At 66.4% G+C, this 23,108-nt stretch carries 22 protein-coding genes; all 22 read left to right on the forward strand.

What is annotated here, in order from left to right:
- Positions 1 to 6: 6 nt before the first annotated feature.
- The 22 genes from ACEOAB_RS09815 (at position 7) to trbL (ending at position 23,083) form a co-directional block, all read left to right on the forward strand.
- Positions 7 to 1,566, forward strand: coding sequence for an acetolactate synthase large subunit (locus ACEOAB_RS09815; RefSeq protein WP_495653671.1), 1,560 nt, complete (start codon positions 7 to 9; stop codon positions 1,564 to 1,566).
- Between the two features lie 52 nt (positions 1,567 to 1,618).
- On the forward strand, positions 1,619 to 2,413 hold the full coding sequence (locus tag ACEOAB_RS09820; protein ID WP_307614365.1) for an SDR family NAD(P)-dependent oxidoreductase: 795 nt from the start codon (positions 1,619 to 1,621) through the stop codon (positions 2,411 to 2,413).
- Positions 2,414 to 2,436: 23 nt separating this feature from the next.
- The gene (locus ACEOAB_RS09825) at positions 2,437 to 3,492 is read left to right on the forward strand and encodes a WD40/YVTN/BNR-like repeat-containing protein (protein ID WP_145745762.1); all 1,056 of its coding nucleotides are present in this window, start codon (positions 2,437 to 2,439) and stop codon (positions 3,490 to 3,492) included.
- Positions 3,485 to 3,964 (forward strand): VOC family protein, encoded by a 480-nt coding sequence (locus tag ACEOAB_RS09830; protein WP_413312861.1) that lies wholly within the window; start codon positions 3,485 to 3,487, stop codon positions 3,962 to 3,964. Before ACEOAB_RS09825 ends, ACEOAB_RS09830 begins: the two co-directional genes overlap by 8 nt.
- Before the next feature lie 50 nt (positions 3,965 to 4,014).
- Complete coding sequence (locus ACEOAB_RS09835) at positions 4,015 to 4,620, forward strand: amino acid synthesis family protein (protein WP_192322820.1); 606 nt, start codon at positions 4,015 to 4,017, stop codon at positions 4,618 to 4,620.
- Positions 4,621 to 4,629: 9 nt separating this feature from the next.
- Positions 4,630 to 5,499 (forward strand): alpha/beta fold hydrolase, encoded by an 870-nt coding sequence (locus ACEOAB_RS09840; protein ID WP_495653672.1) that lies wholly within the window; start codon positions 4,630 to 4,632, stop codon positions 5,497 to 5,499.
- Positions 5,496 to 5,792, forward strand: a complete 297-nt coding sequence (locus ACEOAB_RS09845) for an NIPSNAP family protein (protein WP_145745758.1) — start codon at positions 5,496 to 5,498, stop codon at positions 5,790 to 5,792. The genes ACEOAB_RS09840 and ACEOAB_RS09845 overlap by 4 nt, the downstream gene beginning before the upstream one ends.
- A gap of 26 nt (positions 5,793 to 5,818) precedes the next feature.
- A complete protein-coding gene (locus ACEOAB_RS09850; protein ID WP_495653673.1) occupies positions 5,819 to 7,501 on the forward strand; it encodes a bifunctional 3-(3-hydroxy-phenyl)propionate/3-hydroxycinnamic acid hydroxylase in 1,683 nt (560 codons plus the stop codon).
- A 13-nt stretch (positions 7,502 to 7,514) separates the two neighbouring features.
- The gene (locus ACEOAB_RS09855) at positions 7,515 to 8,942 is read left to right on the forward strand and encodes an NAD-dependent succinate-semialdehyde dehydrogenase (RefSeq protein WP_495653834.1); all 1,428 of its coding nucleotides are present in this window, start codon (positions 7,515 to 7,517) and stop codon (positions 8,940 to 8,942) included.
- 25 nt (positions 8,943 to 8,967) lie between these two features.
- Entirely contained in the window at positions 8,968 to 10,443 is a 1,476-nt protein-coding gene (locus ACEOAB_RS09860) for an NAD-dependent succinate-semialdehyde dehydrogenase (RefSeq protein ID WP_307614368.1), read from the forward strand.
- Between the two features lie 6 nt (positions 10,444 to 10,449).
- Positions 10,450 to 11,046: a nitroreductase family protein gene (locus ACEOAB_RS09865; RefSeq protein WP_413312868.1), complete on the forward strand. Its 597-nt coding sequence runs from the start codon at positions 10,450 to 10,452 to the stop codon at positions 11,044 to 11,046.
- A 196-nt stretch (positions 11,047 to 11,242) separates the two neighbouring features.
- Complete coding sequence (locus tag ACEOAB_RS09870) at positions 11,243 to 12,706, forward strand: APC family permease (RefSeq protein WP_307614625.1); 1,464 nt, start codon at positions 11,243 to 11,245, stop codon at positions 12,704 to 12,706.
- 73 nt (positions 12,707 to 12,779) lie between these two features.
- Positions 12,780 to 13,715: a LysR family transcriptional regulator gene (locus ACEOAB_RS09875; RefSeq protein ID WP_225612720.1), complete on the forward strand. Its 936-nt coding sequence runs from the start codon at positions 12,780 to 12,782 to the stop codon at positions 13,713 to 13,715.
- A gap of 263 nt (positions 13,716 to 13,978) precedes the next feature.
- The gene (locus ACEOAB_RS09880) at positions 13,979 to 15,979 is read left to right on the forward strand and encodes a conjugal transfer protein TraG (protein WP_495653674.1); all 2,001 of its coding nucleotides are present in this window, start codon (positions 13,979 to 13,981) and stop codon (positions 15,977 to 15,979) included.
- Positions 15,976 to 16,443: a CopG family transcriptional regulator gene (locus ACEOAB_RS09885; RefSeq protein ID WP_145745753.1), complete on the forward strand. Its 468-nt coding sequence runs from the start codon at positions 15,976 to 15,978 to the stop codon at positions 16,441 to 16,443. The genes ACEOAB_RS09880 and ACEOAB_RS09885 overlap by 4 nt, the downstream gene beginning before the upstream one ends.
- Positions 16,427 to 17,482 (forward strand): P-type conjugative transfer ATPase TrbB, encoded by a 1,056-nt coding sequence (gene trbB / locus ACEOAB_RS09890; protein ID WP_495653675.1) that lies wholly within the window; start codon positions 16,427 to 16,429, stop codon positions 17,480 to 17,482. The genes ACEOAB_RS09885 and trbB overlap by 17 nt, the downstream gene beginning before the upstream one ends.
- Complete coding sequence (locus ACEOAB_RS09895; RefSeq protein WP_309929034.1) at positions 17,479 to 17,811, forward strand: TrbC/VirB2 family type IV secretion system protein; 333 nt, start codon at positions 17,479 to 17,481, stop codon at positions 17,809 to 17,811. Before trbB ends, ACEOAB_RS09895 begins: the two co-directional genes overlap by 4 nt.
- On the forward strand, positions 17,808 to 18,092 hold the full coding sequence (locus ACEOAB_RS09900) for a VirB3 family type IV secretion system protein (protein ID WP_309929037.1): 285 nt from the start codon (positions 17,808 to 17,810) through the stop codon (positions 18,090 to 18,092). The genes ACEOAB_RS09895 and ACEOAB_RS09900 overlap by 4 nt, the downstream gene beginning before the upstream one ends.
- Before the next feature lie 29 nt (positions 18,093 to 18,121).
- Complete coding sequence (gene trbE, locus ACEOAB_RS09905) at positions 18,122 to 20,629, forward strand: conjugal transfer protein TrbE (protein ID WP_495653676.1); 2,508 nt, start codon at positions 18,122 to 18,124, stop codon at positions 20,627 to 20,629.
- A complete protein-coding gene (trbJ, locus tag ACEOAB_RS09910) occupies positions 20,626 to 21,390 on the forward strand; it encodes a P-type conjugative transfer protein TrbJ (protein WP_495653677.1) in 765 nt (254 codons plus the stop codon). The genes trbE and trbJ overlap by 4 nt, the downstream gene beginning before the upstream one ends.
- A gap of 9 nt (positions 21,391 to 21,399) precedes the next feature.
- Positions 21,400 to 21,708 carry an EexN family lipoprotein gene (locus tag ACEOAB_RS09915; protein WP_495653678.1) on the forward strand — a complete coding sequence of 103 codons (309 nt, stop codon included), beginning with the start codon at positions 21,400 to 21,402 and terminating at the stop codon, positions 21,706 to 21,708.
- A 4-nt stretch (positions 21,709 to 21,712) separates the two neighbouring features.
- Complete coding sequence (trbL, locus tag ACEOAB_RS09920) at positions 21,713 to 23,083, forward strand: P-type conjugative transfer protein TrbL (RefSeq protein ID WP_495653679.1); 1,371 nt, start codon at positions 21,713 to 21,715, stop codon at positions 23,081 to 23,083.
- The last annotated feature ends 25 nt before the right edge of the window (positions 23,084 to 23,108 follow it).

The raw sequence follows: 23,108 nt of genomic DNA on the forward strand, positions 1-23,108 counted from the left end.
AAGGCAATGAAGAAAATGACCGGCGCCGAGGCGCTCTGGCTCGCGCTTGCAGGCGAAGGTGTGGACACCTGCTTTGCCAATCCGGGCACCACCGAACTCGACCTGGTGCGTGCACTGGAGCAGCGCGATGAAATCCGGTGCGTGGTCGGCCTGCAGGAAAACGTCTGCACGGGAGCGGCCGACGGGTACGGCCGCATGCTCGGGCGTCCCGCGGCAACGCTCCTGCACCTGGGGCCGGGGTTTGCCAACGGCATCGCGAACCTGCACAACGCGCGGCGCGCACGCACGCCGATCGTCAACCTCGTCGGCGATCACGCCAGCTGGCATTTGCCATATGACGCGCCGCTGACCTCCGACATCGAATCGCTCGCGCGGCCCGTCTCTGGCTGGGTGCACCGCATCGACAGTGTCGACGACAGCGCGGCCGCGGCCGCCGAGGCTGTGCGACAAAGCGTTGCAGCAGGTGGGCGCGGCACGACGCTGATCTTCCCCGCAGATTTTCAGGCGGGCGATGTCACGCAGGCCGCCAAGATCGAAAGGCCTGGCGCCACCAGCACGAGCGCCGAGGGCGGCCCCGACACAGCACAATGCATCGAGCGCCTGCGCGCAGCGCGGCGCGTGGTCTTCCTGTTGGGCGGTGGCGGAGAACTCTCTGGCTTGGGTCAGCGCGCTCAGCGCGCGACGGCCCGCCTGTGCACGCTGCTGGGCGCACAGGCCTATGCCGAGACCTTTCCGTCGCGTTCAGAGCGCGGGCAGGGGCTGCCGGCCTTCGATCGGTTGCCCTACTTTCCCGAGCCGGCGCGCGAAGTGCTGGATGCGGCCGAACTCGTCGTGCTCGTCGGCGCGCTGCCGCCGGTGACGTACTTCGGCTATGCGGGTCACCCGAGTTTGCTGGTCGATGCCGAACGGTTGCTGGTCATCAGCGAGCCGGGGCAGCCAGTGGCCGGGCGGCTCGAGGAAATGGCCGATGCCCTGGGGGCGCCGGCCTACCAGGCGGCCGTGTCGTCGCTGCCGGACGCGCCCGAGGGCGCGCTGACGCCGGCCAGGATCGCAGCGGTTCTGGCGCGCGAATTGCCGGCGGGCGCGATCGTCTCGGTTGAGGGCGGGACTTGCGGCTACCCCTTCTATGCGGCGTCTTCGGCCGCCCGTCCGCATACCACGCTCACCAACACCGGAGGTGCCATCGGGCAGGGGCTTCCCGTGGCGATGGGCGCGGCCATCGCCTGCCCGGAGCGCAAGGTGGTCGGGCTGCTGTCGGACGGCAGCACCCAGTACACGATCCAGACGCTGTGGTCGCTCGCGCATGAAAACCTCGACGTGGTCGTGCTGATCGCAGCCAATCATCAGTACGCGATCCTGCGAAACGAACTGCGGCGCGATGGCGCGACCCTTGGCGCAAGGGCCGAGGCTCTGACCGCCCTGGATCACCCCCGCATCGATTGGGTGGGGCTCGCCCAGGCCTACGGCGTTCCCGCGACGCGTGCGCACACAGCGCAGGAACTGTCCGAACAACTGCAGCGGGCGTTCGGGCAAACCGGCCCTGCGCTCATCGAAATGGCCCTTTGAGGGCGCAACGTCCGGGCGCCGGCAGGCGGCCTGCATCAATCAAGGAGAACATATGGATCTGAAACTCAGGGGCAAGGTCGCGGTCGTGACCGGCGGCAGCCTTGGCATTGGCCGGGCCGTGACGCAGGCGCTGGCGGCCGAAGGCGTGCGCGTGGCGATCGTGGCGCGCAGCAAGGAACCGCTCGAACAGGCGGCGCGCGAAATCAGCGAACAAACCGGCATCGAGATTCTTGCTGCGCCCGCGGATGTCAGCAGCACCGAGCAGGTCGACGCCATGATGAGCAGGGTCGCGGCGCATTTCGGCCGAATCGACATTCTCGTCAATGGGGCTGCCCACCCGGGCGGTCTGGTGCGCAGCGAGATCGAGAACGCCAGCCCCGAAGGGCTGCTGGAAGACATCAACATCAAGGTGGTGGGCTACATGCGCTGCGCCAAGGCGGCCGCGCCCCACATGCGCAAGGGCGGCTTCGGCCGCATCATCAACATCGGCGGCCTCACGGGCCGCGGCAGCAAGCAACTCTCGGGCATGCGCAACGTGGCGATCTGCCACTTGACCAAGACGCTTTCCGACCAACTCGGCCCGTCGGGTATCACGGTCAACGTGATCCATCCCGGCGTGGTGGAAACACCGCACATCCACGAGCTCTACGCCAAGGAGGCCAAGCTACAGGGCCTCACGCCGGATCAGGTGGAGGCGAACTACGCCAAGGCCACGCCCATCCGCCGCGTGCTGCAGCCCAACGAGATTGCCGATGCCGTGCTGTTCCTCGCCTCCGAACGAGCGGGCGCGATCACCGGAGAGTCGATCGCGGTGGACGGCGGCATCACGCGCGGCATCTTCATCTGAGCAAAGCGAAGGAGCACTCAATCATGCAAGGAACGATTCTTGTGGGAACCGCGGGGCAGGGCATCCTGCGCAGCGCAGACGACGGCGCGACATGGCATCGCCTCGGGTTGAAGGAAGCCATCGAGTTCGATGGCGTCGTGCGAAGTCTTCTGGTGGACCCTCGGGACCCGAACCGGATCTTCGCGGGTGCGGACGCCGGCATTTGCCTGAGCGAAGACGCGGGTGCGCATTTCAGGCGCCTCGAATCGCCCGCGAACGGAATGCATGTCTGGTCCATCGCGATCGACCCGCGCGACTCCAATGTCATCTACGCAGGAACGGGCGCGCCTTCTCGCGCCGCGATGTTCCGCTCGCTCGATGGGGGTCAGAGCTGGACGCGGCTTGGCATCGAATTGCCGGAGTTCTGCGGCGGCGTAAACCGTCCGCGGATCCTCACCATCTGCGTGGACGCCGATGACGGCGCGGTGTGGTTCGGCGTAGAGGAGGGCGGTGCCTGGCACAGCCTGGACCAGGGCGAGACCTGGCGCCGCGCGGACGATGCGCAAAGCGGCATCCTCAACGGCGACATCCACGCCATCACCATCCTTCCGGCCCGCGGCGGCCGGCCCAAGACCCATCTGCTCGCCACGGTGAATTCGGTCTATACCAACCGCGACGGTGGCTACGGGCCGTGGGCCGCGGAAAGTTCGGCCGATCGCTTCGATGGCATGTACTACACCCGCACGCTCGCACCTCTGGAGGGCGCGGAGGACGTGCTGCTGGTGGCCATCGGCGATGGCACGCCGGGCACGCGCACGCAGATCTACCGCTCGCTCGACCGTGGCGCGACATGGTCGGCGGCACTGCTTCATGCGGTGCCCAACTCCACGTTCTGGGCGTTGGGAACGCACGCCGCAGACCCTCAGTTTGTGTTGGCCGGCACCAAATACGGCCACCTCTTCCGTTCCATGGACGCGGGAAAAACCTGGTTCAAGGACTGGCGCGACTTCAGCGAGATCACCGCAGTGGCATGGACGCCGGTCGTCGCCGCCGTCAAGGCGCACCCGAAATCCACTCTCGGGGCGAAGCCACATGACTGATACGACGACCCGGACCGTGCGCCCGAAGATTCGCCGCACGCACCTCTCGCTCTTTGTGTCGAACCCCTTCGCATCGGCAAGTTGGTACGAGCGCGTGCTGGGCATGCAGGAAACCGCGCGCGGCGAGCAGTGGGTGTTCATGAGCTTCGGACAGAAGCACCATGACATCGCGTTGATCCGCCCGGAGCCGGGCATCGTTGTGGGCGGCTGTGCGCTGCAGCACTACGGCCTGGAAATCGATGGCGACATCACGGAACTGCGGCGGCTCTACGGGCAACTGCTCAAGGCCGGAGTGGAGGTGATCAAGACCACCGACCACAAGGTGGGTTACGGCCTGTACTTCAACGACCCGGATGGTCATCGCTTCGAGTTCTTCTGCGAAACCGTCCACGACGATGAGGAGGGCAAGCGAGTGCTGCATAACTACAACGCGCCTAGCGACCACTTCGAACTGGAGCCGCTGTACGACTGAGTGCGGCGCGCTTTCCCCTTCCTGTTCTTCAACATTCACACATCATTCTCATGACCAAGTCAGCCAATTTCAGCGTCTTTCACATCCGCAAGTGGTACCTGCAGATCGAGGACACCCTCGCAGGCGAAACCGGCGCGCCGGCCGATGGCGACCCACTGCGCAAGATCGTCATTGCGGCCTCCATCCACAACCCGTTCGCCGGCAGGTTCGTCCAGGACCTGTCTGCCTGGATCGAGCCGTCGCCTGAACTGGGGCGCGAGTTCGGTCGCCGCATCCAGGAGGCTGCCCAGGGCCGCGCGATCGAGAGCTACGGCAAGGCCTGCCTCGTGGGCATCGACGGCGAGTACGAGCATGGCAACGCGCTGCTCACCAATCCGGCAGCCAACCCGATCCGCGACGCACTCGGCGGCGGCAAGTCCTGGGTGCCTTCCACCGGAAAGCGTGGCGGTCCCGGCGCCGCGATCGACATCCCGCTGGCGCACAAGGACGCGCTGTACGTGCGTTCGCACTACGACACCGTGACCGCCCAGTTCAGCGACGGCCCCAACCGCGACGAGGTCATCGTCTGCTGGGCCTTCGCCACCCGCGGACGCCTCAACGCGCGGCTGGGGGGCCTGAAGGCCTCCGAGGTCAAGGGCCAGGACGGCTTGTACTGAAAGACGCACATGGAGCGGCGCGACTACATGCTGGCCCTGTCGGGGCTGAACTTCCACGTCAGCGAGTGGGGGGCGGAACAGGGATGGCCCGTCGTCATGCTCCACGGCATTCGCGGCTACGCCGAGACCTTCGCTGGCATCGCGGCGGCCCTGCATCCCGGCTTCCGCGTCATTGCGTTCGATCAGCGCGGGCGCGGCGGCTCTGACTGGGACCCCGCTCACAACTACTATGCCGACGCCTACGTGGCGGATGTGGAGGCCATCGTTCAACAGTTGGGGCTCGACCGCTTCGACCTGTTGGGTCACTCCATGGGAGGCATCAACGCGATCGTCTATGCCGCGCGCCATCCCGGGCGTGTGCGGCGCCTGGTGATCGAGGACGCCGGCCCCGGCGCCTTCGAGCCCCGCGACGGCGCGACACGCATCCGCAAGGAACACGCAACGACGCCCGAGCGCTTCGAGTCCTGGGAGGCCGCCGGCGAATTCATGCGGGCGCTGCGTCCCACGGTGAGCGAAGAGGCCCGGCAGCAGCGCTTGCACAGCATGCTCAAGCCCCTGCGCGAGGGCGGCTACACCTGGCGCTACGACCATGCCGGCATTGCGGCGACGCGGCTGAACCCCGACCCGGCGCGTGTCGTTGATCTTGAGCCGTGCCTGTCGGCCATCGGTTGCGAGACCCTGGTGATCCGCGGGGGGCGATCCGACTACCTGCAGCCGTCGATGGTCGAGCGCATGCAGGCGTTGAATCCGCGCATCGCGAGCATCGAGATCCCGGACGCCGGCCACTACGTGCATGACGACCAGCCGGCCTTGTTCCAGCAGGCGGTATCCCATTTTCTCGATCGGGGTCTGTTCCATGCAGGAAAGGGCGCACCGTGATCCACGAACTTCGAACCTATACCCTCGTACCAGGCGGCACGCGCGAGTACTTGCGCATCTACAACGAGACGGCGCGAGCGCTGCAGACCCGCATGCTGGGCAACCTGGTGACGCTGATGACGCCGGAGAGTGGTGATCTCAATCAGCTTGTCTTTCTCTGGGCCTATGACAGCCATGAAGAGCGCGCGCGTCGACGTGCCCAGTTGATGGCCGACGCCAGCTTCACGGAGTTTCGCAAGAGCGTGCGCCACTTGCTGGTCCGGCAGGACAGCCGCCTTCTCACCGCCGCCTGAGTCGGCGGGCACGGAGACAAGAACCTATGAAAATCCCCACGGACATTCCGGTGCTGATCGTCGGCGCGGGCCCGGTCGGCGTCTCCATCGCCAACCTGTTGGGCCACTACGGCACCGCTTGCTTGGTCGTCGAGCGCAACCTGCAGGTGCTGAACTATCCCCGCGCGGTGGGCCTCGACGATGAGGCGCTGCGCACCTTCCAGGCGGCCGGCCTGGCCGAGGCGATGCTGCGCGACATGATCCAGAACGTGCCGATGCGCATGTACACCGCCGGCAAGCGCTGTTTTGCGGAGATCCTGCCGAGCACGCGCGAGTTCGGCTGGTTTCGCCGCAATCTCTTTTCACAGCCGCTCGGCGAGCTGACGCTGCGCCAGGGGCTCGAACGCTTCCCGCACGTGAACCTTTGTCCCGGCGTGGAACTGGTTCATCTGGTCCAGGACGATGAGGGCGTGACGGCGACCTTGCGCGACGCAGAGGGGGCCGAGCACCGGGTGCGCGCAGGCTACCTCGTGGCATGCGACGGCGGACGCAGCATGGTGCGCGAAGGCATCCTCAAGTTGCCTTTCGAAGGGCGCACGCATCCAGCCAAGTGGGTGGTGATCGAATGCGACCACGATCCCCTGGACGCGCCCTACACCGCGTTGCACTGCGAGCCTCAAAGGCCCTACGTGTGCCTGAGGCTCCCCTATGGGCTGCGGCGCTGGGAGTTCATGCTGTTTCCGGGCGAAGACGGCGAGCAGATGCTGCAGCCTGAGAAGGTGCGAGAACTGCTGGGCCGGCATGTGGCAGAACCCGACAAGCTCAACGTGATCCGCGCCCGCGTGTACACGCACAACTCTCGCGTGGCCGGCGCGTTCGTCGTCGGGCGCGTTTGCCTGGCCGGGGATGCTGCACACATCACGCCGCCATGGATCGGCCAGGGGTTGAACGCGGGCCTGCGCGACGCCTTCAACCTGGCCTGGAAGCTAGCCTGGATCCTGCAGGGACGGATGAAGCCCGGGTTGCTGGCGAGCTATCACGAAGAGCGCCACGCGCACGCCAAGGCGATGATCGATCTGGCGGACTTGTTCGGCTCCGTGCTGTCCCAGCGCAACCGCTTCGTGGCCTGGATGCGTGACCGTTTCTTCCTGTCCATCAAGAACATTCCGCGCGTGCGCGACTACGTGCTGCAGATGAAGTTCAAACCCATGCCGCGCTTTACAAAGGGTGTTGTCCTGAACAGTGGCGATGCGCGGAGCGACGAATTGGTGGGGCGCATGTTCATCCAACCCAACGTCGAGCGCGAAGCCGGGCGCACCCAGCGCCTGGACGATATGGTCGGTGCGCGCTTCGCGCTGCTGAGCTGGTGCGGCGACGCACTGGCGGGTGCACCCGCCTGTTTGCGGGAGCAGCTCGAGCGTCTGGGCTGCGACCACTATGTCGGCGTGCGCTCGCGCAGCATCAGGAGCGAGGCCTGTTCTCACGTGCCGGTCCAGCCATCGGGAACAGTGATCGAGGACGTGGAGAACACGCTGCACTTCTGGTTCCAGGCCAAAGGTGTCGACTGGGTGCTGATCCGCCCGGACCGCTTCATCGCGGCCGCTGGCAAGGCGGGCGATTCGGTGCCGCAGCTTTCGACATTTTGCGAAACCGTACTGCCGCCAACTGGCTCTGTTTTCGCCGGCTCGGCGAGCGCCTCCGAGCAGTCCCGCTTGCCGGCGCATGCCTGAGGAAACCATGATGTTGTATCCCGAGCTTTCCCTCTATGTCGGCGGCCGCTTTCTGAATGGCGATGGCCGTCCAGGACAGGACGTGCGTGATCCCGCCACCTTTGATCTGCTCGGGCGCCTGCCCTGGGCAACGCGCGAGGACGTCGATGCGGCACTGAGGGCCGCACACCGGGCGTTCCAGTCCTGGCGGCGCAGTTCGCCGATGGAGCGTTCCGAGGTGTTGCGCAAGGCGGCAGCGCTGGCACGCGAGCGCGCCAGCGAGATCGGGCATGGCATCACGCTGGACAACGGAAAGCCATTGCCGGAAGCAGTGGCCGAGGTGCTCAACGCCGTCGAGCATATCGAATGGCACGCGGAGGAATGCCGTCGCATCTACGGCCGTGTCGTGCCATCGCGCAATCCCGCGGTGCGCCAGCTCGTGGTGCGCGAGCCGGCAGGCGTCTGCGTCGCATTCAGCCCTTGGAACTTTCCATTTGGCCAGGCGATGAAGAAGGTCGTGGCCGCGATCGGCGCCGGTTGCACCGTCGTGCTCAAGGGGCCGGAAGAATCGCCAAGCGCCATTGTGGCGATGGCTCGCTTGTTCCACGACGCGGGACTGCCCGAAGGCGTGTTCAACATCGTGTGGGGCGTGCCAAGCGAGATCTCGCGCCAATTGATCGAATCGCCCCTGGTGCGGGTCGTCTCGTTCACCGGCTCGGTTCCGGTGGGCAGGCATCTCGCGGCGCTCGCGGGCTCGCACATGAAGCGAATGAACATGGAACTCGGCGGTCATGCGCCGGTTCTGGTATTCGACGACGCCGACGTGGATCAGGCCGCGGCGCTGCTTGCGCGGCTGAAGACCCGCAACGCGGGCCAGGTGTGTGTATCACCCTCGCGCTTCTTCGTCCAGGCTGGCATCCACGACAGCTTCGTGGCAAGTTTCGCCGATGCGATGCGCGGCGTGAAGGTGGGCCATGGCTTGGAAGAGGGCGTCCAAATGGGGCCACTGATCCACGAGAGGCGCCTGCAAGCCATACGCGAACTCGTGGACGACGCAGTGCAGGCGGGCGCGCAGGTGCTCGCAGGCGGCGGCACATTGGGCGAGCGCGGCCATTTTCACGAGCCGACCGTGATCGCTAACGTGCCGCAGCACGCTCGCGTCATGCGTGAGGAACCATTCGGACCCCTGGCCGCCCTCGCGCGTTTCGATACGGTGGACGATGCATTGCGCCTGGGCAACGCGCTCCCTTTCGGCTTGGCTGCCTACGTCTTCACGCAGTCGATCCAGACCTCGACGCGCGTGGCCAACGAACTGGAGGCCGGCATGGTCAACATCAACCATTCCGGCATGGCGCATCCCGAGCTGCCTTTCGGCGGCGTGAAGGACAGCGGCTTCGGCAGCGAGGGCGGCACCGAGTCCTTCGACAGCTTCCTGGTGACCAAGCTGATCACCCAGATCTGAAACCTCAACCCCGAGTTCCTGCACCATGTTGAACCTGCGAGACCCTTCTCTGCTTCGAGAGCAATGCTTCGTGGCGGGTCAGTGGATATCTGCCGCCCGAACCATCGCCGTCACCAACCCCGCCAGTGGCGCCGTGGTGGCTCACGTACCGCGCCTGGGTGCCACCGAAACCCGCCAGGCGATCGACGCCGCGAATGGTGCGTGGCCCGCATGGCGCGCGCGCACGGCCCATGACCGCTCGGCGCTGCTGGCGCGCTGGCACGCGCTGATCCTGGAGAACCAGGACGACCTCGCCAGAATCATGACTGCCGAGCAAGGCAAGCCGCTGGCGGAAGCGCGCGGCGAGATTGCCTACGCGGCGTCCTTCATCCAATGGTTCGCCGAGGAGGCCAAGCGGGTCTACGGCGAGACGATTCCTTCGCCGATCTCCACCCAGAGGATCGTGGTGACCAAGGAGCCCGTGGGTGTGTGCGCGGCAATCACGCCCTGGAATTTTCCCGCTGCGATGATCACGCGCAAGGCGGGACCGGCATTGGCCGCGGGTTGCGTCATGGTCGTCAAGCCGGCGAGCCAGACACCGTTGACGGCGCTTGCTCTCGCGGCGTTGGCCGAACGTGCAGGGATTCCTTCGGGCGTGCTGTCGGTAGTCACCGGGTCGGCTGGCGACATCGGGACGGAGTTGGCGACCAATCCGTTGGTGCGCAAGCTTAGTTTCACCGGCTCCACCGAAGTCGGGCGACATCTGATGCAGCAGACCGCGGCGACAGTAAAGAAGGTGTCGATGGAACTGGGAGGCAATGCACCTTTCATCGTCTTCGAAGATGCAGATCTCGACGCCGCGGTGGAAGGGGCCATCGTGTCCAAGTTCCGCAATGCAGGCCAGACCTGCGTATGCGCCAACCGGCTGTACGTGCACTCCAAGGTCTACGACCAGTTTGCACGCAAGTTGGCGGACGCGCTGAAGGCGCTGAAGGTGGGGTCCGGCGAGGAGGAGGGCGTACGCATCGGGCCGTTGATCGACGACGCGGCCGTGCGGAAGGTCGAGGAACATCTGGCTGACGCGCTAGAAAGAGGGGCGCAGGTGATCACCGGTGGCGGCAGGCATGCGCTGGGGCGCAGCTTCTTCGAGCCGACCGTGCTCGTGGGCGTCACCCAGGCCATGCGCGTCGCGCGCGAGGAGACCTTCGGGCCGCTCGCGCCCCTGTTTCGCTTCGAGACAGAAGACGAAGTCGTCGCGATGGCGAACGACACCGAATTCGGCCTGGCAAGCTATTTCTATGCGCGCGATCTCGGCCGCGTGTGGCGTGTCGCGGAGCGCCTCGAGTACGGCATGGTTGGCGTGAACACCGGGCTGATCTCCAACGAGGTGGCGCCGTTCGGCGGTGTCAAGCAATCGGGCCTCGGACGCGAGGGATCGCGCCATGGCATCGAGGACTACTTGGTCATCAAGTACATCAACATGGCGGGAATCGAGAGCCCGCGAACGAATCAACTCAACTAGGAAACCATGACTGAAGCACGCCAGCCCGATCACCCGATCAATTCCCTGTTCGTCGACCGCTGGTCGCCGCGCGCATTCACGGGCGAGCCGATTGCCAGGCCCATGCTGCTGAGCCTGCTGGAAGCAGCTCGGTGGGCACCCTCGGCATACAACGCGCAGCCATGGCGCTTCATCTATGCGCAGCGCGAGACCCTCAGTTGGGAGCCGATCTTTGCTACGCTGGTGGAATTCAACCAAGGCTGGGCCCAGCATGCAGCTGCACTGGTGGTCATCGTGTCGGCCAGGCAAGCCGTGTTTCCAGGGCAGACAGATGCCGCGCCCAACGCATGGCATTCGTTCGATGCCGGCGCGGCGTGGGCCAGCATCGCCTTCCAGGCCACGCTCGCGGGCTGGTCCGCCCATGGGATGGCGGGCTTCGATGCAGATCGGCTGCGAAAGGCCGCAGGCATTCCAGACACCTACGCGCTGGAAACGGTGTTGGCGATTGGCAAGCAGGGCGACAAGGCCTTGCTTGCCGAGGGGCTGCGCGCTCGCGAGATGCCCAACGGACGACTGCCGCTGACCCAATTGGCAGCCGAGGGGCGGTTCACTTTCAGCGAATGAAGCATCGGCTGGATGTGCCACGACTGGTCTCGCGCACAACGGCCGCGCAATGGCTTGCCGATCCGGGATACCGCGCAGCAGGCTTCTATTCATAGACTGCCGGCCACCCCTCTGCTGCAACCGAGCAGGTTCGCGCCCACCCGCAATTCCGGCTTCGAACATCGCATGCCGAGTCAGGAGACAGTACATGGAAGTTATGAACACCTTGTTGGAGCGGCCACAGGAGGCTGCCGCAGTCCGCTCCACCACTCTGCGCCGTTCAACGCTCAGCGCGGGGTTCATCACACTGCTGGTGATCTCGGCGGCAAGCCCATTGAGCGTTGTCGCTGGCGGCTTTCCACTTGGGATCATGCTGGGCAACGGTGCCGGCACGCCCGCGCTGGTTGTTGTGGCGCTGGCGCTGCTGCTGCTGTTCGCCGCGGGCTACACGGCGATGGCCACTTGCGTCACGAGTGCAGGGGGCTTCTATGCCATGGTTGCCCGCGGCCTTGGTGGAAGCGCCGGCGGCGCTGCGGCGATGGTGGCGATCCTGGGCTACCTCACACTGCAATTCGGGCTATACGGCCTGCTGGGCGCTGTCTCGTCCGAGGCCTTGCTTGCCCAGTTTGGGCTGAGTGTTCCATGGTGGGCCTGCGCACTGGCAGCCATGGCGACGGTAGCGTACTTCGGCTATCGCCAGATCGACTTCTCCGCGAAGGTGCTGGCCGGCTTCGTCGTTGCGGAATATGCGGTGGTGCTGATTCTTGATGTGCTGATTCTCAGCCAGGGAGGGGCGGACGGTATCAACTTCAAGTCCTTCACCCCGCAGGTGATCGCTGGCGGAAACCCGTTCATCGGATTGCTCTTCTGCTTTGCGGCCTTCATAGGCTTCGAGGCGACGACTATCTACAGCGAGGAAGCCAAGGATCCCAAACGCAGCATCCCGATCGCCACATACGCCGCGCTGTTGCTCGTGGGCGGCTTCTACTCGTTCTCGCTGTGGTGCCTGGTGCTGGGTGCCGGCACTGACAAGGTCGCTGCCACGGTTGCTGCCTTGGGTGACCCAACGAATTTCCTGTACACCTTGTCAGATACCTATGCGGGATCGCATTTGACCATGATCCTGCGCGGCATGTTCATCGTCAGTATCTATGCAGGATTGATCGCATTTCACAACTCGACCGCGCGCTATTTCTACTCGATGGGACGTGAACGCTTGCTGCCATCACGGCTCGGCTGGACACATCCCAGGCACAAGAGCCCGCATATTGCTTCGCTGTTGCAGACGGCCTTGTGCGCCGCCGTGGTGATCGGCTTCGCCGTGGCCCGTGCAGATCCGGTCCTGACGATGTTCTCGTGGCTGAGTAACCTGGCCACGGTCTGTGTGCTCTTGCTGATGATCGCCACCGCGATCTCGGTGATTAGGTTCTTTCGCCGCGCATCGCACGGTTATGGCAAGGTCCGGATCCTGCTGCTGCCGGCGTTGGCGGGAATGGGGCTTTGCGTGGTCCTGGTGCTTGCGGTTGCGAACTTCCATATTTTGACGGGCGCCAGCGAAAGGAGTGCTCTCGCTTTGATCGGTCTGTTGCCGATCGCAGCGTCTGTCGGGTGGTTGGCGGCAGGTCGACTCAAGCGCCGTGACCCCGCGCGTTTCGCGAATCTCGGCCAAGATCGCGACTAGGATGACTTGATCGGTTGATTGAGATGGCACCGCAACTCGAAAGTTCGAAGCGGCTCGCTCCGACATCGGCACCATGGCCGCCCGTGACCGAGTTCTGTCTTGCCTCATTGCTCGCGCGCAGATGATCGAGCTGCGCCACCTTCGCCATTTCATGGCCGTTGCAGAGGAACTGAGCTTCCGTCGCGCCGCCGAGCGAGTCCATATCGACCAGACTCCACTGTCGCGAACCGTCCGTGACCTGGAAGACCGAATGGGCGTGGCTCTTTTAATTCGAAAGCCCCGCAGACTCGAGCTCACTCCCGCAGGTGCCAAATTGCTTGATCATGCGCGAGGACTTTTCTTGCGTCTGGAGCGCATTAAACGCGTCATACGCGAAACCGATGCACGCTATCGCGAGCCCTTGCGCATCGGCGCGGACGACAGCACGGTGCAGCCCAGGCTGGCCGAATGCCTGACCCGCTGGCGGGAACTTGTCCCCGATATCCCAGTGGAGCTGACGGAAATGCGCCCGGCAGAACTCTTGGCCGCGCTGCGCAGCGAGGAGATGGATGCAGGGTTCTCCTTCGGCCTGCCAGATAGTGAAGCCATCGCACAACATGTGGCCTGGATGAGCCCCATCGTGGCGTTGCTTCCAAGAGCACATGAACTCGCCTGCCGCGAGGTGGTTTCCCTTGCCGAGTTGTCATCCTTCCCCGCCATCGCCTGCAGTGCTTCCTACCATCCAGGACTATGTCAGCAGATGAAGGCAGTACGTCGGCGATATTCTGTAGCTCCGACAATCGTCGGGGAGGCTCGCACACTGACTGGCTATCTGACCCGTGTGGCGGCAGGTCAGGGGGTTGGGGTTGCAGATGCTGACCACATGCGGGCACTGCGACGTACGGACGTCGTGGTCGTGCCGCTCGCCGAACCGGTGCACTTCACAACCTACGTGCTGCACAAGCACCGGCGCAATGGCCTGCCCGAATCGCTGCAACGGTTTCTTACCCACGCCACAGCTTTGAACTGAACGTTACGGTGCGGGATTGCAAGGCGAACTGCCTCGCTCCAACAGCCATGGAGTTGTCGAGCTGCCCGTGGAATGCTCCCGTCATGACAGCCTGAAGGCTCATGCACTCAGCAGAAGAAGGAGTCGCAAGCCAGTCCCACGCCAACGTACGCCACGCCACGCCCCCATGGGTGTGCCGCCCGGCGGCTTGATTCCAGACTCATGCCTGCGTGCCGCAGCGGCACACATGTGCTGGAACTCATACGCCTGGGAGGTGGCGCCCTATGCCGACAGCAGCGACCGGCATCCTGTTCGGACAGATATTCGTGGTGCTCGGCGTCGCCTTGGGCGGGGTGTGGGCGGCCACGCAGTGGACGGCGCACTCGCTGGGTTACCAATCGAGGCTCGGGCCCTGGTGGTTCGAGGTTTCCGGCGTGCCAGTCTACGAGCCGTGGAAGCTGTTCGCGTGGTGGTACTTCTACGAGACCTATGCGCCCCAGGTGTTCAAGCGTGGTGGGGTCATAGCCGCATTGAGCGGGATGTCGGCGACGGGCGCAGCCATTGCGATGGCCGTATGGCGCGCGCGGATGGCCAAGCGCGTCACAACTTACGGTTCCGCGCGCTGGGCCGAGCGTGAGGAGATCGACAAGGTCGGACTGACGAAGCCGGCAGGTGTGTTCCTCGGCAAGACTTCGGACAAGAGCGGCGCCTATCTGCGTCATGAGGGCCCAGAGCATGTGATGGCGTTCGCGCCCACGCGCTCCGGCAAGGGCGTCGGGCTCGTGGTGCCCACACTGCTGTCCTGGCCCGGCTCGGCCGTGATCCACGACATCAAGGGCGAGAACTGGAATCTCACTGCTGGCTGGCGCGCTCGCTTCTCGCACTGCCTGCTGTTCAATCCGATCGAGGCGCGCTCGGCTGCCTACAACCCGCTGCTCGAAGTGCGCCGCGGCGCGCACGAGGTGCGCGACGTGCAGAACATCGCGGACATCCTGGTCGATCCTGAGGGCGCACTCGAGCGGCGTAACCACTGGGAGAAGACCAGCCATGCGCTGTTGGTCGGGGCGATCCTGCATGTGCTCTACGCGGGTGAGGACAAGACGCTGCGTGGGGTGGCGAACTTCCTTTCCGATCCCGCATGCCCCTTCGAGGTCACGCTGCACCGGATGATGACGACGCGGCACCTGGGTGAGGACATCCATCCGGTCGTTGCTTCGGCTGCCCGTGAGGTGCTCAACAAGAGCGACAACGAGCGCTCCGGGGTGCTGTCCACGGCCATGTCCTTCCTGGGGCTGTATCGCGACCCGACGGTGGCTGAAGTCACCTCGCGCTGCGACTGGCGCATCGCCGACCTGATCTCGGCGAAACACCCGGTCTCGCTGTACCTGGTCGTCCCGCCCTCGGACATCAGCCGCACCAAGCCGCTGATCCGCCTGATCCTCAACCAGATCGGCCGGCGCCTCACCGAATCGCTCGACGGGTCCGATGGCATCGCACGGCTCCACAAGCTGCTGCTGATGCTCGACGAGTTCCCGGCGCTGGGCCGACTGGACTTCTTCGAATCTGCGCTGGCGTTCATGGCCGGCTACGACCTGCGTGCCTTCCTGATCGCGCAGTCCCTGAACCAGATCGACAAGGCCTATGGCCCGAATCACGCGATTCTTGACAACTGCCATGTGCGCATTGCGTTCGGCACCAACGACGAGCGCACGGCCAAGCGCATCTCGGAGGCGCTGGGGACGGCCACCGAGTTGCGCGCGCAGCGCAACTACGCGGGGCACCGGCTCGCGCCGTGGCTGGGCCACCTTATGGTCTCGCGCCAGGAGACGGCGCGGCCGCTGCTGACGCCGGGCGAGGTGATGCAGCTGCCACCCGACGACGCGGTGGTGATGGTCTCCGGCCATCCGCCGATCAAGGCTAGGAAGCTGCGCTACTACCAGGACCGCAACTTCACGCGGCGTGTGCTGCCACCACCGGCGCTGGCTGCGGGCTTCTACGCGGATCGTCCTGCGATACGGCCCGACGACTGGAGTGGACTGGCGCCGCTGATCGCTCCCGAGTCTTTGTCGTCAGTCGATGCGGGTGGCTTTGCCGACGAGGGCGGCTACCAGCTCAAGCCCGAGCTGGAAGTCGTGCGCGACACGCCGGCGCTGCCGGAGGACGACAGCCTGCTGGTGCTCTATGACGAGGACGACGTACCCCTGCGGCCGCGGGACGTGAGTCGTCAGCTCACGCGCACTGCGCGCCTCGCCGCGCTGGACCCTGACGACGGGATCGCCCTATGAGCCGGGCTCGCCTCAACATCTTCATCGAGCCGGAGCACGCCAAACGGCTGGATCGGCTGGCGGTGCATAAGGGTGTCTCGAAATCTGCCGTGATCGCCGCGGCGCTGGCGTCGTTCCTGTCGCCCGATGGCGGCGACCAGCGCGAGGCAGCGATCGCCAAGCGCCTGGACCGGCTCTCGCGCCAGTTCGACCGGCTGGAGCGCGACCAGAACATCCTGATCGAAACGGTCGCGCTCTATGTCCGCTACTTCCTCACCGTCTCGATCCCGGTGCCCGAGGGCCAGCAGGAAGCCGCACGCGCGCAGGGGCGGGCCCGCTATGTGCAGTTCATCGAGCAGCTCGGGCGGCACCTGCAGCGCGGGCGCAGTCTGGTACGCGAGGTCCATGAGGAGATCGAGCCTGAAGCGGCGCCAATGCACGCAGGGCAGGAGCCGGAGGAGGCCGCTGATGGTCCAGCCGTCTGATCGTTCTTCCGGCTCGTCGCCAGGCGTCGTGGACAACGCGGTGGCCCGGCGCATCCGCATGTTGCGCACCGCCATGGGGCCAGAAATCGCAGCGGCCCTCGCCGATCCGGAGGTTGTGGAGGTGCTGCTCAACCCCGATGGTTCGCTGTGGGTGGACCGGCTCGGCAGCGGCCGCGCGCCGACCGGCGCGGCGCTGCCGCCGCCCGTGGCCGAACGCATCATCCGGCTCGTCGCCGCGCACGTGCGCGCCGAGGTGCATGCCGGCATGCCGATCCTCTCGGCCGAGCTGCCCGAGACCGGCGAGCGTTTCCTGGGCGTGCTGCCACCGGTGGTGCGTGCCCCCTCGTTCGCGATCCGCAAGCGGGCACTGCGCATCGTGAGCATGGCGCAGTACGTGGCCGATGGCATCCTCACCGCAGACCAGGCTGGATTTCTGCGGCAGGCCGTGCGCGAGCGCCTGAACATCGTGGTCGCCGGCGGCACCAGCACGGGCAAGACGACCCTCGCAAACGCGCTGCTCGACGAGATCGCCGAGACACGAGACCGCGTCTTGATCCTCGAAGACACGGCGGAGCTGCAGTGCCGCTCCGACGACCACGTGAGCATGCGCAGCGAACCGGGCGTGACCACGATGGCCGACCTGGTGCGCGCCACCTTGCGGTTGCGGCCGGACCGCATCGTGGTTGGCGAGGTGCGCGGCGCCGAGGCGCTGGACCTGCTCAAGGCCTGGGGCACCGGGCATCCGGGCGGAATCGCCACCGTGCATGCCGGTTCCGCGCTGGGCGCGCTCACGCGGCTGGAGCAACTGGTTCAGGAAGTTGCGGTGACCGTGCCGCGCGCGCTGATTGCCGAGGCGGTCCAGGTCATCGTCTTCATCGCCGGCCGCGGCCGTGCCCGGCGGGTGCGGGAGATCGCGCGCGTCGTCGGCCACGACAGCGAGGGCTACCAGCTCGACACCTCGGCGGTGCCTGGATTTCCGTTGCTCTCTTCATCTCGTCCTGCCCCTTCAACCCTGTCGTCTTCTGGAGAACCGTCATGACGATTTCACGCAGTTCCGCCAAGCCGCTGCTGCACGCGGCTGTTGCGGCAATGTTCCTGCTGGGCGTCGTGCTGCCCGCGCAGGCAGCGGGCTCGAACATGCCCTGGGAAGCGCCGCTGCAATCGATCCTCGACTCGATCCAGGGTCCGGTGGCCAAGATCGTCGCGGTCATCATCATCATCGTGACTGGCCTGACGCTGGCCTTCGGCGACACCTCAGGGGGCTTCCGCCGGTTGATCCAGATCGTGTTCGGCCTGTCGATCGCGTTCGCCGCCTCGAGCTTCTTCCTGTCGTTCTTCTCGTTCTCGGGTGGGGCGGTGCTGGCATGAACGCACCAACTGCTTTCTCCGCAGGCCTCGCGCCTGGTTTCGAGATCCCGCTGCACCGATCCCTGACCGAGCCGATCCTGCTGGGCGGCGCACCGCGCACCGTGGCGATCGCCAACGGCACGCTGGCCGCCGCCGTGGGGCTGGGGCTGCAGCTCTGGCTGCCCGGCCTCGCGCTCTGGGTCGTCGGTCACGCGCTTGCCGTTTGGGGCGCGCGCCTGGACCCGCAGTTCATGCAGGTCTTCGCGCGCCACATCAAGCAGCGGCCCCTTCTCGATGTCTAGTGGATGCGTGACGCAAGAAGGGAGACGCCATGCTGAACCTCGCCGAATACCGCAAGCGCCCGGCGCTATTGGCCGACTGGCTGCCCTGGGCAGGCCTGGTCGCGCCGGGCGTCGTGCTCAACAAGGACGGGTCGTTCCAGCGCACGGCGCGGTTCCGCGGACCGGATCTGGACAGCGCGACGCTGGGCGAACTCATCGCCACGTCGGCGCGGTTGAACAACGCGCTGCGCCGGCTGGCTTCAGGCTGGGCGCTGTTCGTGGAGGCCGAGCGGCGCGAGGCGGCCGGCTATCCGGACTCGTCTTTCCCGGAGGCGCTGTCCTGGCTGGTCGACGAGGAGCGCCGCGCCGCCTTCGAAGCGGATGCCAGCCATTTCGAGAGCCGCTACCACCTGACGCTGTTGTACCTGCCGCCCGAGCAATCGAAAACGCGCGCCGCGGGGCTGCTCTACGAAAACGCCGGGGTTGAGAGCAAAGATGGGAAGAACGGATCGGGTGAATCGAATGGATCGGACTGGCGAGGGCGGCTGGATTCCTTCGTGGCCGAGACCGAACGCTTCCTCGGTCTGCTCGAAGGCGTGATGCCCGAGATCGGCTGGCTCGACGATGCGCAGACATTGACCCATCTGCACGGCTGCGTGTCCACGCGCCGGCAGGCGGTGGCGGTGCCCGAGGTGCCGATGCACCTCGACGCGCTGCTGGCCGACGAGCCGCTGACGGGCGGGCTGGCGCCGATGCTCGGGAGACATCACCTGCGCGTGCTCTCGGTGCGTGGCTTTCCGACGTCGACCTGGCCGGGCCTGCTCGACGACCTGAACCGCCTGGGCTTCGCCTACCGCTGGAGCACGCGCTTCCTGTGCCTGGACAAGGCCGAGGCGGAAAAAGAACTCGTGCGGCTGCGCCGCCAGTGGTTCGCCAAGCGTAAGAACATCGTGGCGCTGCTGCGCGAGACCATCTTCCAGCAGGAAAGCGCGCTGGTCGACTCGGACGCCTCCAACACGGCGGCCGATGCCGATGCGGCGCTGCAGGAACTCGGCAGCGACCAGGTGGCCTTCGGCTACGTGACCGCCACGGTGACCGTGCTCGACGCCGATGCCGCGGCGGCCGACGAGAAACTGCGCGCGGTCGAGCGCGCGATCCAAGGGAGGGGCTTCGTCACGATTCCCGAGACCCTCAACGCGGTCGAGGCCTGGCTGTCGTCGATCCCGGGCCATGCCTACGCGAACGTTCGCCAACCCCTCGTCTCGACCTTGAACCTCGCGCACATGATGCCGGTGTCGGCCGTGTGGGCAGGTCCAGAGCGCAATGCGCACCTCGACGGGCCGCCGCTGATCGTCACACGCACCGATGGCGCGACGCCGTTCCGACTCGTCACGCACATCGGCGACGTCGGGCACACGCTCGTGGTCGGGCCGACCGGCATGGGCAAGTCGGTGCTGCTCGCGACGCTCGCGCTGCAGTTCCGCCGCTATCCCGGCGCGCGCATCCTCGCCTTCGACATGGGACGCTCGTTGCGGGCCACGATCCTTGGGCTGGGCGGCGAGCACTACGACCTCGGTTCGGATGGCGCCATCGCGTTCCAGCCGCTCGCGCACATCGACCAGGACGGGTACCGCACCTGGGCGGCGGAGTGGGTGGCGGGGCGGCTTCGGCAGGAGGGCCTGGAGGTCGGGCCGGCCGAGCGGGAGATGGTGTGGTCGGCACTGGCCAGCCTCGCCACCGCGCCGCCCGAACAGCGCACGATGACCGGTCTGGCGGTCCTGCTGCAGTCGAATGCCCTGCGCCAGGCACTGGCGCCCTATGTGCTCGGTGGTGCGCACGGGCGGCTGCTGGACGCGGACCGGGACCGGCTGGGAGCCTCCTCCATCCAGTGCTTCGAGATGGAGGAGCTGATGCACAGCAAGGCGGCCGTGCTGGCTGTGCTCGGCTACCTGTTCGCGCGTTTCGAGGAGCGCTTCGACGGCCCGCCGACCCTGCTGATCCTCGACGAGGCCTGGCTGTTCCTCGACGACCCGGTGTTCGCGGCGCGCATCCGCCAGTGGCTCAAGACGCTGCGCAAGAAGAACGTCTCGGTGATCTTCGCGACGCAATCGCTCGCGGACATCCAGAACTCCAGTATCGCGCCTGCGATCGTCGAGAGCTGCGCGAGCCGGATCTTCCTGCCGAACCCGCAGGCCACCGAGCCGCAGATCCGCGTGATCTACGAGGGCTTCGGGCTCAACCGCCGGCAGATCGAGATCGTCGCCACGGCGCAGCCCAAGCGCGACTACTACTACCAGTCGCGCCTTGGCAACCGGGTCTTCGAACTCGGGCTCGGGCCGGTGGCACTGGCCTTTGCCGGCGCTGCTTCGCCCGAGGACCAGCGTGAGATCGACCGCGTCCAGGCCTCGGTGCTGGCGTCGCCGTTCGCGCGCATGCCTTCAGTATTCGCGGCGGCCTGGCTGCGCCACCGTGGCTTGGGCTGGGCCGCCGACCTCATCCCTTCGTTTCCCTCTGCATCACCGTCTCTTTCCTCAACCCCGCAGGAGAAATCACCGTGAACCTCACGTCCTCGTTCAAGCCCCGGATCGCCGCGCTGGTCGCGGCCGGTGCGATCGCTTTCGGTGTGGCCCCGCCGGCGCATGCCATCTTCGGTGTCGGCGACACCGTGTTCGATGCTTCGAACTTCATCCAGAACATGCTGACGGCGGCGCGCGCGCTGGAACAGATCAACAACCAGGTCGAGCAGCTGCAGAACGAGGCGCAGATGCTGCGCAACCAGGCGAGGAACCTTCAGGGCCTGGACTTCAGTGCGCTGTCCGAGCTCAAGTCGACCCTGGCGGCCACGAACCAGCTGATCCAGCAGGCCCAGGGGCTGGCCTTCAACGTCTCGCGCATGGAGGAGGAGTTCAAGCGCCTCTATCCCGAGTCCTTTTCGGCGGCGCTGTCCGGCGCGCAGATGGCCGGCGATGCGCGACAGCGCTGGCGCAACTCGCTGGAAGCCCTGCGCACGGCGACCCAGGTGCAGTCGCAGTCGATGCAGAACTTCGCGTCGGACGAGCAGGCACTCACGGACCTCGTGAACCGCAGCCAGTCGGCCACAGGGGCCCTGCAGGCGATGCAGGCGACCAACCAGCTGCTGGCGCTGCAGTCGCGCCAGGCGATCCAGGCGCAGCAGTTGCAGATCACGCAGGACCGCGCCGCGGCGCTGGAGCAGGCGCGGCAGGTGGCGGTGCAGGAGCGTGCGCGCGAGGTGCGCCGGCGCTTCATGGGCAGCGGCACGCCGTACACGCCCTACAGCGTCAACTTCTACGGCAACTGAGGGGCGTCCATGAAGAATCTGATCTTCATCATCACGGCCGCCGTGGTCCTGCTGCTCGCCGGCTGCGGCAAGTCCGAACCGACCCAGCCCGCGATCGAGTCCGTCGAATCCCTGGTCGCGAATCCTGAGCGCCTCCGGGACCTGCGGGCTCAGTGCAAGGCCGATCATGCCCGGATGGGCGACGCGCAGTGCCATGCGGTGGCCGAAGCCACGCGCCAGCGCTTCATGCGTGGCGGCCCATCGCCTTACGCGGGCGAGCCGGTGCCAGCGCCGGCAGCCCCTGCGTCAGTGCCGGCCGACGCGAACGCCAAGGACTGACGCCATGAACGATGTCGCGGTCATCGATCGCTTCCTCGATGTCTTCTCACGCTACATCGATTCGGGCTTCGGCTTGCTGCACGGCGAGGTCGCGTTCCTCACGGCCACGCTGGTCGTGATCGACATGACCTTGGCCGGGCTGTTCTGGGCCATGAGCCATGCGAGCGGGCAGGGCGACGACGTGATCGCGCGGTTGATCCGGAAGGTGCTCTATGTGGGAGCCTTTGCTTTCATCATCGGCCACTTCAACCAGCTGGCGGGCGTCCTGTTCCGGTCGTTCGCGGGGCTGGGCCTGGTGGCGTCGGGCTCCGGCCTGACGCAGGCGCAGTTCCTGCAGCCGGGCCGGCTCGCGCAGGTCGGCATCGAGGCGGGGCGGCCGATCATGGAACAGATCAGCGAGATGACGGGCTTCCCCGAAACCTTCGCGCATCTGGACACCATCGCCGTGCTGTTCCTGGCCTGGCTGGTGCTGATCGTGAGCTTCTTCGTGCTCGCGGTGCAGCTCTTCGTCACCCTGATCGAGTTCAAGCTCACGACCTTGGCGGGCTTCGTGCTGGTTCCCTTCGCGCTGTGGAGCAAGACCGCGTTCCTGGCCGAGAAGGTGCTGGGCAACGTGGTGTCCGCCGGCATCAAGGTGCTGGTGCTGGCCGTGATCGTGGGGATCGCCGCGGGCCTTTTCGCGGAGTTCCGCACGCCGCCCGGGGCCGAGCCCTCCATCGACCATGCGCTGACGATCATGTTGGCGGCGCTCGCGATGCTGGGTCTGGGGATCTTCGGGCCGGGGATTGCGACCGGGCTGGTGTCGGGTGCGCCGCAGCTCGGTGCCGGTGCGGCAGCGGGAACGGCCCTGGGTGCGGCGGGCTTGGTGGTCGGGGGTGGCGCGGCTGTGGCGACTGCGGGTTCCGCGGTGGCCGCGGGGGCGCGCATGGCGCCCGGCGCGGCGCGTGCGGCCATCGGCGGCGGCGCGGCGGCCGCGCGCTCGGCCGGCGGCCTGGCGAGCGGCGCGAAGTCGGCCTACCGGGATGGCGCGGCATCCAGCGGTGGCGGCGTGCGCGCGGCCGGTGCCGGCCTGGCCCATCTCGCGAAAACCAGTGCCGGTGCTGTCGGCCAGCGCGTCGCGTCCGGCGCCCAGGCGGTCAAGGCTCGCGTGGCGAACTTCGTGGCCGATGCAGCAGCGCCCGTCGCCGCGGGGAATGCAGCATCTGCCGCTGTGGACGAGGCCGGCACACCGCCCCCCGAGCCCGCATGGGCCCGGCAGATGCGACGCAGGCAGCAGCTGAGCCATGCGGCCTCGACAACGGCGCACGTCCTGCGCTCGGGCGACCACGGCGGCAGCGGCACCGGCCCGAGCCTGCGCGACGACAGCAACGCCTGATCCGGCTTCTTGAGGAGAACCATCC

The organism is Variovorax sp. Varisp53 (genome assembly GCF_059491555.1).

What these genes read in the sequence shown, in the direction of transcription:
- ACEOAB_RS09825 (WP_145745762.1), top strand. Translation starts at nt 2,437, where the DNA reads ATGCAAGGAACGATTCTTGTGGGAACCGCGGGGCAGGGCATCCTGCGC.
- ACEOAB_RS09820 (WP_307614365.1), top strand. Translation starts at nt 1,619, where the DNA reads ATGGATCTGAAACTCAGGGGCAAGGTCGCGGTCGTGACCGGCGGCAGC.
- ACEOAB_RS09865 (WP_413312868.1), top strand. Translation starts at nt 10,450, where the DNA reads ATGACTGAAGCACGCCAGCCCGATCACCCGATCAATTCCCTGTTCGTC.
- ACEOAB_RS09885 (WP_145745753.1), top strand. Translation starts at nt 15,976, where the DNA reads ATGAGCCGGGCTCGCCTCAACATCTTCATCGAGCCGGAGCACGCCAAA.
- ACEOAB_RS09860 (WP_307614368.1), top strand. Translation starts at nt 8,968, where the DNA reads ATGTTGAACCTGCGAGACCCTTCTCTGCTTCGAGAGCAATGCTTCGTG.
- ACEOAB_RS09900 (WP_309929037.1), top strand. Translation starts at nt 17,808, where the DNA reads ATGAACGCACCAACTGCTTTCTCCGCAGGCCTCGCGCCTGGTTTCGAG.
- ACEOAB_RS09840 (WP_495653672.1), top strand. Translation starts at nt 4,630, where the DNA reads ATGGAGCGGCGCGACTACATGCTGGCCCTGTCGGGGCTGAACTTCCAC.
- trbE (WP_495653676.1), top strand. Translation starts at nt 18,122, where the DNA reads ATGCTGAACCTCGCCGAATACCGCAAGCGCCCGGCGCTATTGGCCGAC.
- ACEOAB_RS09895 (WP_309929034.1), top strand. Translation starts at nt 17,479, where the DNA reads ATGACGATTTCACGCAGTTCCGCCAAGCCGCTGCTGCACGCGGCTGTT.
- trbL (WP_495653679.1), top strand. Translation starts at nt 21,713, where the DNA reads ATGAACGATGTCGCGGTCATCGATCGCTTCCTCGATGTCTTCTCACGC.
- ACEOAB_RS09875 (WP_225612720.1), top strand. Translation starts at nt 12,780, where the DNA reads ATGGCCGCCCGTGACCGAGTTCTGTCTTGCCTCATTGCTCGCGCGCAG.
- ACEOAB_RS09830 (WP_413312861.1), top strand. Translation starts at nt 3,485, where the DNA reads ATGACTGATACGACGACCCGGACCGTGCGCCCGAAGATTCGCCGCACG.
- ACEOAB_RS09915 (WP_495653678.1), top strand. Translation starts at nt 21,400, where the DNA reads ATGAAGAATCTGATCTTCATCATCACGGCCGCCGTGGTCCTGCTGCTC.
- ACEOAB_RS09880 (WP_495653674.1), top strand. Translation starts at nt 13,979, where the DNA reads ATGCCGACAGCAGCGACCGGCATCCTGTTCGGACAGATATTCGTGGTG.
- ACEOAB_RS09835 (WP_192322820.1), top strand. Translation starts at nt 4,015, where the DNA reads ATGACCAAGTCAGCCAATTTCAGCGTCTTTCACATCCGCAAGTGGTAC.
- ACEOAB_RS09850 (WP_495653673.1), top strand. Translation starts at nt 5,819, where the DNA reads ATGAAAATCCCCACGGACATTCCGGTGCTGATCGTCGGCGCGGGCCCG.
- ACEOAB_RS09815 (WP_495653671.1), top strand. Translation starts at nt 7, where the DNA reads ATGAAGAAAATGACCGGCGCCGAGGCGCTCTGGCTCGCGCTTGCAGGC.
- ACEOAB_RS09870 (WP_307614625.1), top strand. Translation starts at nt 11,243, where the DNA reads ATGAACACCTTGTTGGAGCGGCCACAGGAGGCTGCCGCAGTCCGCTCC.
- trbB (WP_495653675.1), top strand. Translation starts at nt 16,427, where the DNA reads ATGGTCCAGCCGTCTGATCGTTCTTCCGGCTCGTCGCCAGGCGTCGTG.